This window comes from Mesorhizobium sp. M7A.F.Ca.CA.002.05.1.1 (assembly GCF_003998335.1).
Lineage (GTDB): Bacteria > Pseudomonadota > Alphaproteobacteria > Rhizobiales > Rhizobiaceae > Mesorhizobium.
Window position 1 is genome coordinate 1 of record NZ_RZQI01000272.1, and the last position, 5,217, is coordinate 5,217.

5 protein-coding genes are annotated in these 5,217 nt (G+C 63.4%); 2 read left to right on the forward strand and 3 right to left on the reverse strand.

The genetic code is table 11. From position 1 onward, the window contains the following. On the forward strand, positions 1-693 hold a 693-nt coding region (locus EN939_RS15660; RefSeq protein WP_164751010.1), incomplete at its 5' end, for a sterol desaturase family protein. Between the two features lie 266 nt (positions 694-959). Beyond that, positions 960-1,841 (forward strand): GNAT family N-acetyltransferase, encoded by an 882-nt coding sequence (locus EN939_RS15665; RefSeq protein ID WP_236382844.1) that lies wholly within the window; start codon positions 960-962, stop codon positions 1,839-1,841. A gap of 84 nt (positions 1,842-1,925) precedes the next feature. Here the strand turns inward: EN939_RS15665 and EN939_RS15670 are convergent, their stop codons facing one another. The 3 genes from EN939_RS15670 to EN939_RS15680 all read right to left on the reverse strand — a co-directional run. Then, on the reverse strand, positions 1,926-2,219 hold the full coding sequence (locus EN939_RS15670) for a hypothetical protein (RefSeq protein ID WP_127268717.1): 294 nt from the start codon (positions 2,217-2,219) through the stop codon (positions 1,926-1,928). Between the two features lie 164 nt (positions 2,220-2,383). Then, positions 2,384-4,297: a 1-deoxy-D-xylulose-5-phosphate synthase gene (gene dxs, locus EN939_RS15675; protein ID WP_127268718.1), complete on the reverse strand. Its 1,914-nt coding sequence runs from the start codon at positions 4,295-4,297 to the stop codon at positions 2,384-2,386. A 129-nt stretch (positions 4,298-4,426) separates the two neighbouring features. Continuing rightward, positions 4,427-5,217, reverse strand: a 791-nt coding sequence (locus EN939_RS15680) for a pirin family protein (protein ID WP_245473100.1), incomplete at its 5' end; no start/stop codon positions are given.

Genomic DNA, 5,217 nt, shown 5'->3' on the forward strand with positions numbered 1-5,217 from the left:
ACGCTGCTGGCGATCCAGCCGCCCCTGATCGAAGGACCGGCAGGGCCGGTGACGGTGACGATCTTCACCATCACCATGCTGCTTGCCTACGACATTTCGTACTATCTCTATCACGTCGCCCAGCACCGCTACCCGGTGCTGTGGGAACTGCACAAGGTTCACCATTCGGCCGAGGTGATGGTCGGCATCACCAAGGATCGCGTCCACCCGCTCGACGAATTGATGAACCGGGCCTGGGACGGCGTCATTCCCGGCATCTGCTTCGGCATCTGGTCGCTGGTGTCGCTGAACCTCGTCGAGCTGACGGTCTTCGGCGTCAACGTCTACATCATACGCAACATCCTGATGATGGATTTCGTCAGGCACACGCATTTCAAGATCTCGTTTGGACCGTTGAACAATCTGATCCTGTGCCCGCACTGGCATCAGCTGCACCACAGCACCGACCCGCGCCACTACGACAAGAACTTCGGGCTGCTCTTCTCGTTCTGGGATCGGCTCTTCGGAACCCTGTGCGTTCCGAGACCCGACGAGGACTTCAAGTTCGGTTTGATCGAACGCAACGTGCGCGACTACCAGTCGCTCGCAGGCCTCTATGTCCTGCCGCTGAAGCGGATGTGGCGGCAGATCGCCAGACATTTCCGCACCGACAAGCCCGAGCCACAGCAATCGCCGCAAAGGGGGAAGCCATGAACGGACCCGCCGTGTTCCGGATGCCGCGAACGCACCGGATCGAAATTGCGACCTCGCCAGCGCGACTGGCAGAAATCGCGCCCGCCTGGGCAGCGCTCTGGCAACGCGCCGGCGGCCTCGTTTTCCAGCATCCCGACTGGATCTCGGCCTGGTGGCACACCACACCGCATCAGGACCGTCGCGGTCTCAGGATCGGCCTGGTCTGGAGCGGCGAGCGTCTCGAGGCCGTCATTGCGCTCGCGACCTTCTGGCGCTCGGGCATCCGTATGCTGGAATGGGCGGCGAAAGATCACTGCGACTATGGCGATGTCCTGGTTGCTCCCGATGCCGAGCCACAGATCCTGCCGCAACTCTGGCAACATATCCTCGACGATGGCGGCTTCGATCTTGCCTACCTCAATCGTCTGTTGCCTGATGCCCGATTCCGGACCCTGCTTGGTCCCGCCGCCCCAGGCCAGAGCAATATCTTGCAGCCAAGCCACCGCAGCGAGGTCAGCTATCGAGTTTCCGGCGCCGGGCAACGCGGCGCACAATGGTTTGAAAGCCAGTCGAAGAAAACTCGGCAAAACTATCGCCGTGGCTACAAATTCATGGAGGAAGGCGGCGCGCTGCGTTTCCGCCTGATGGATGCACACGAAGCCCGCGAGCCGGTGCTGGAGCGCGTCGCCGCGCTGAAGCGGTTGTGGCTTGCAAAACACGGCCGCGTTTCGGACCTCTTCGACGAAGGCTCCCCCGCGCTGGCGGCACTCATATCCGTTCTGGCCAAGCTTGGATTGCTGCGCATCTTCGTGCTCGAACGCGAAGACGAGATCATCGCCATCTCGATCAATTTCGAGCAGCATGGAACGATGATGGCTTTCGTCACCACCTATGATCCGGCCTTCGAACGGGCCTCGCCGGGGATGGTCTTGATGATGGATTACATCCAGTGGTCGTTTGACCGGGGCTTGACCACGATCGATTTTCTCTGCGGCGGCGAGGATTTCAAGCGCCGCTTTGCGACGCATTCGGTGATCTTGTCGTCGGTGGTGGGTGGACGAAACCTGCGCGGACGCCTAGCCGCCCTGGCAGACCGCGCCCGCCACGCGGCGCAATCCTGGCGCCCCGAGAAATCGGCGCAGCAAGCGGAGCTGGTTGCGGCGGAGTAGCATTGCCGACGCTTTTTAGATCGCCTGCACAGCGGCAAGCGCGAAACGATCGGGCAATCCCGATCAAGGCTTGCTGTCTTCAGCTCAGAATACGGTTCGCGAAACCGGGCGCTCGACGGCTGGAGACAAGCCATCCTCACGGCCGCCCGAAGCTTGCTCGCGTGCAGGCTCGATGGCACCCGCAGGCGCGGGAACAGGGGCCGGCAGAACCACCAATTGCGGCACCTGCTTGAAGGAAAAGCCGCCGCGGATGTCGCCCATCTTGCCGGCGATGATGCCCATCGCCGCCTTTTCGAGGCTGCGGTCATAGCGCGTTTCGGCTGTGGCCGGCGCGATGATAACGGCGCAAAGTGCTGCGCCGCACAGAAGCGTTTTCATTGTTGTTGTCTCCCTGCCTGATCACGATCTAGCAGGGCGCCATTGAAAAACGGCCAAGAGACACGGTAAGCAAAGCGCCAAATGGCAGCGTAAACAATGCCTTAAGATCGCTTGCCGGCAAACTAATTCAAGTCTTTGAGACTTTGATTCAGGCGCGCTGGGATTCAGGCGCGCTGGGCGTGGACTGTGTGCCCGAGTGCCACGAACACGGTGCGCACGATGCCGGCGGCATCGAGCCCGGCATCGGCATACATCTTTTCCGGCTTGGCGTGGTCGCTGAACGCGTCGGGCAGCACCAGCGGACGCACCTTCAGGCCGCTTTCCAGCAGGCCCTCATGGGCAAGGAACTGCAGCACGTGGCTGGCGAAGCCGCCGACGGCGCCCTCCTCCACCGTCACCAGCACCTCATGCGAGCGGGCCAGCCGCCGGATCAGATCCTGGTCGAGCGGCTTGGCGAAACGGGCGTCGGCGACCGTGGTGGACAGCCCGGCAGCACCTAGCTCCTCCGCGGCGATCAGGCAATCCTGCAGCCGCGTGCCGAAAGACAGCAATGCAACCTTGGTACCCTCCTTGACGATGCGGCCCTTGCCGATTTCGAGAACCGAGCCGCGCTCCGGCATGTCGACGCCGACGCCATTGCCGCGCGGATAGCGGAAGGCGATCGGACCCTCATCATAGCTCGCCGCGGTGCGCACCATGTGGCGCAGCTCCGCCTCGTCGGCGGCCGCCATGACGACGAAACCCGGCAGTGTCGCCAGGAAGGTGGTGTCGAAGGCGCCGCAATGGGTCGCGCCATCGGCGCCGACGAAACCGGCGCGGTCGATGGGAAACCGCACCGGCAATTTCTGAATAGCGACGTCGTGGACGACCTGGTCGTAGGCGCGCTGCAGGAAGGTGGAATAGATGGCCGCGAACGGCTTGCAGCCTTCGGTGGCAAGGCCGGCGGCGAAGGTCACCGCGTGCTGTTCGGCGATGCCGACATCGAAGGTGCGCGATGGGAACGCTTCACCGAACAGGTCGAGGCCGGTGCCGCTCGGCATGGCGGCCGTGACGGCGACGATGCGGTCGTCCTCGCGGCCCTCCTGGACCAGGCTTTCGGCGAACACCTTGGTGTAGGCCGGTGCGTTGGCTGGCGCCTTGGCCTGCGCGCCGGTGATGACGTCGAACTTGTTGACGCCGTGATATTTGTCGGCGGCGGCTTCGGCCGGCGCATAGCCCTTGCCCTTCTGGGTGACGACATGGATGAGCACCGGGCCTTCGCCATTGTCGCGGACATTTTTCAGGACCGGGATCAGGTGCTCCAGATTGTGGCCGTCTATGGGGCCGATGTGATAGAAGCCGAGTTCCTCGAACAGCGTGCCGCCGGTGACATAGCCGCGTGCATGCTCGACCGCCCTTGTGATCGCACGATCCGCGCGCTTGCCGAGATAGGACGTCAGTTTCTTGCCGAAATCGCGCAGGCCGATATAGGCCTTGCCGGAGGCCAGCCGCGCCAGATAGGCGCTCATCGCGCCGGTCGGCGGCGCGATCGACATGTCGTTGTCATTGAGAATGACGATCAGCCGTGCATCGAGCGCACCGGCATTGTTCATCGCCTCATAGGCCATGCCGGCAGACATGGCGCCATCGCCGATGACGGCAATGACGCTGTTGCGGCCGCCGGAGAGATCGCGGGCGGCGGCCATGCCGAGGCCGGCCGATATCGATGTCGAGGAGTGGGCGGCGCCGAAGGGATCGTACTCGCTCTCGGCGCGGCGGGTGAAGCCGGACAGACCGCCTTCCTGGCGCAGCGTGCGGATACGGTCGCGGCGGCCGGTCAGGATCTTGTGCGGATAGGCCTGGTGGCCGACATCCCAGATCAGCCTGTCATCGGGGGTGTTGAAGACATAGTGCAGCGCCACTGTCAGCTCGACCACGCCAAGCCCGGCGCCCAGATGACCACCCGTGCGGGAGACGGCGTCGACCAGCTCGGCGCGAAGCTCGGACGCCAATTGCGGCAGTTCACTTTCCGCAAGCGTGCGCAGGTCGGCCGGGATGCGGACCTTGTCGAGAAGCGGCGTATGCGGCGTTGCGTTCACTGTGCTCGGGCTTTCGGTTGATGGGCGAATAGGCCGCCGGCCGGCGAAAGTAAATGCGTGTCAGTGACGCGGATCAGGCCCTAGTCTTTTGTCTATGCATTTCGTTCTGCCACTTTCCGGCGACGGGCATCAGCTTTCCGGCAGCGGGATGAACTCTTCCTCGTCTCCGGGAACGATGTCGAAGCGGCCCGCCTTCCATTCTTGCTTGGCCTGTTCGATGCGCTCCTTCGATGAGGAGACGAAATTCCACCAGATATAACGCTTCGAACCAAGAGAGGCGCCGCCGAACAGCATGAAATGCGCGCCGGTCAGCGACGACACGACGATCTCGTCACCGGGACGGAACACCAGCAGCCGTTCGGCTGGGAACACATCGCCCGAAATCGAGACCTCGCCCTCCAGCGTGTAAATGGCGCGTTCTTCCGCATCGGCCGGGATTTTCACGCTGGCGCCGGGCGCCAGGCGCAGGTCGGCGTAGAGCGTCTCCGAGTCGGCCCTGACCGGCGACCGCAACCCCTGGAAATCGCCGATGATGAGGCGCCCGTTGACGCCTTCGGCATCGATCTCGGGAAGCCTGAGCGCTCCTGTGTTCTCGAAAACCGGTGCCACCTCTTCCTTGTCGTCCGGCAGCGCCAGCCATGTCTGCAGACCGGATACCGACATCGGCGCGCCACGCAGTTCCTCCGGCGTACGCTCCGAATGGACGATGCCGCGGCCAGCGGTCATCAAATTCACGTCGCCGGGCTGAATGACCATTTCGGTGCCGAGTGAATCGCGGTGCCGGATCTTGCCGTCGAACAGATAGGTGACCGTCGACAGGCCGATATGCGGATGCGGACGGACGTCGAGCGCCTGGCCGGCCCGCAGGATGGCAGGACCCATGCGGTCGAAGAAGATGAACGGCCCGACCAGCCGCCTTT